Annotated in this window: 2 protein-coding genes; one reads left to right on the top strand and one right to left on the bottom strand. The window is 58.3% G+C overall.

What is annotated here, in order from left to right; genetic code table 11:
• The coding region (locus tag BLU15_RS38715) for an ISNCY family transposase (RefSeq protein WP_090302585.1) at positions 1 to 1,247 on the top strand (1,247 nt) is incomplete at its 5' end.
• Positions 1,248 to 1,253: 6 nt separating this feature from the next.
• Here the strand turns inward: BLU15_RS38715 and BLU15_RS38720 are convergent.
• Positions 1,254 to 1,991, bottom strand: a complete 738-nt coding sequence (locus tag BLU15_RS38720; RefSeq protein WP_060521184.1) for a hypothetical protein — start codon at positions 1,989 to 1,991, stop codon at positions 1,254 to 1,256.
• Positions 1,992 to 2,226 lie beyond the last annotated feature (235 nt).

The following is a 2,226-nucleotide window of genomic DNA, read 5'->3' on the forward strand; positions in this document are numbered from 1 at the left end:
AGCGATCCCGGCCGAGCAATCGGCGCCACAGCGAGGATTTCCGCAATGCGGCGCTGGATCTGATCCGCGAACGCTATCTGGATTTCGGTCCGACGCTGGCGCGCGAGAAGCTCATCGAGCTGCACCGGATTTCTGTTGCCAAGGAAACGCTGCGGCAATGGATGACCGAGGCTGGCATCTGGATCTCGCGTCGGGAACGCAAGAAACGGGTTTTCCAGCCACGTGGCCGGCGCGACTGCTTTGGCGAACTGGTGCAGATCGATGGGTCGCATCACTGGTGGTTCGAGAACCGCGGCCCCAAATGCGCCCTGCTCGTCTATATTGATGACGCCACCGGCAAGCTTTTACATCTTCGCTTTGCTGGATCGGAGAATACATTCGATTATCTGCACGCGACGAAGGCCTATCTGCAGCAATGGGGCAAGCCGCTGGCCTTCTACAGCGACAAGCACGGCGTTTTCCGCTCGCTCCATGCGTCGAAGAAAGACCGGACAAGCGGCCTGACGCAGTTCGGACGGGCGCTCTATGAACTCAATATCGACATCATCTGTGCCAACACCCCGCAGGCCAAGGGTCGAGTGGAGCGTGCCAACCAGACATTGCAGGATCGGCTGGTCAAGGAGATGCGACTTCGCGGCATCGATACGATCGAAGCTGCCAATGTCTATGCGCCTGAGTTCATTGCAGATTTCAACACTCGTTTTGGCAAGCAACCACGCAATCCGAAGGACATGCACCGGCCGCTGTCCGACCATGAGAACCTCGATGGTGCCATGTGCCGCAAGGAAGTGCGCACGCTGTCGCAATCCCTGACGCTGCGTTACGACAAGGTGCTGTTCATTCTCGATCCGACCGAGATTTCCAGGCCATTGGCGGGCCAGAAGGTGATTGTCTGCGATTATCCGGACGGTCGGCTTGAGATCATGCACGAGAGCTTTGCCCTGCCCTACAGGACCTTCGATACGTTGCGCTCGGTGCATCGTGCCGAGGTCGTCGACAACAAGCGGCTGGACGACATGCTGTCAATTGTCGCCGAGATGCAGGCCGGACGCCAACAGCAGCGCAGCAAGAGTGGTCCGAGCCGAACGGGCCAAACGGATCATATGTTCGGCATTCGAGACGGTAGCACAGCCAACGGCTACCAGAAGCGTGGTCCCAAGCCTGGCCGGCGGACGGATTTCATGAACGATCCGGCGGTGATTGCGCGACGAGAGAAAGCGTTGATGAGGCGGCCAGCGGCGGAATAAAGAGCGTCAATGCACGCCGATGTCGCTCTGCGCATCCGATTCCAACTGCAGGCAAGCTGGCCAAAGTGGCGTCTTGTGGAAGGCTCCATGCTGGAGGAGCGTAAGCCCCTCTCGTGCCTCATAGAGCACACCGAGCCAGCACAAGCGCCGAAAGACGCCATATTGGAGATCGGATTTCAACTTCCAGGCTTCTATGGTCATTTCGGTGTCCGACAGAGGCGCCAAGTCTGGATAGAGGATCTTCACAACGTCTATTGGCGTGCACCCTTCCCTGGCTTTGATATTGAGAAGATTGAGGAACATGCGCCACCAGCGTAACCGCGCTCGGACCTCCTCTTCCCGCTCGGTGGTATGGACATACGAATAGAGATAATCCGTGGCGATCAGATCGAAGAAGGCTTGCGGGTTCACCAGGAACTCCCGGCCGCGTCTGGTTGGCAGCAGCACATCTTTTTTCCGACGAAGAAGCTTCAGATGACGGGTCATGTCGCGCACCACCCAAAGCGGCGGCATGTCGCTTTCATTGAGCACCTTGTTCATGCTGTAGAGGTCTTCGGCTGTGAAGCCTGGCCAAAGGAAGTGCACAGCGGCCCAATGCACGAACTTGCGGTTCATGGCGCCGGTCGCCGTCAATCCTATGCCGCCCTCACCGTCAGCATAGGCAACCGAAAGAAGCATACCGCGAAGAAGTGGGGACAGTGCGGCGACATCGACGTCACCATGCAGCTTGATTTCCGGAAGCATCGTGCGGCTGTGATCCCTACCTCGCCCTATGCAGGTGCAAGCGAGTATCAACCGGCGACAAAACAATTGCTACTGAGAAAGCTAAAGCCGAAGGGGAGTGTCATCACCCGCCCCCGCTCCGCCCTTTCAACCCGGACCAGCCGGTCGGATCGGGGGCTGACTGGCAGAGCAAGCCGGCGGGCAGTGTCGCATTTCTAAATGGCTGGCGACGTCGCAGCCCTATTCAGCTTTGACA

The organism is Ensifer sp. YR511, assembly GCF_900103045.1.
In the GTDB taxonomy this organism is placed as follows: Bacteria; Pseudomonadota; Alphaproteobacteria; order Rhizobiales; family Rhizobiaceae; genus Ensifer; species Ensifer adhaerens.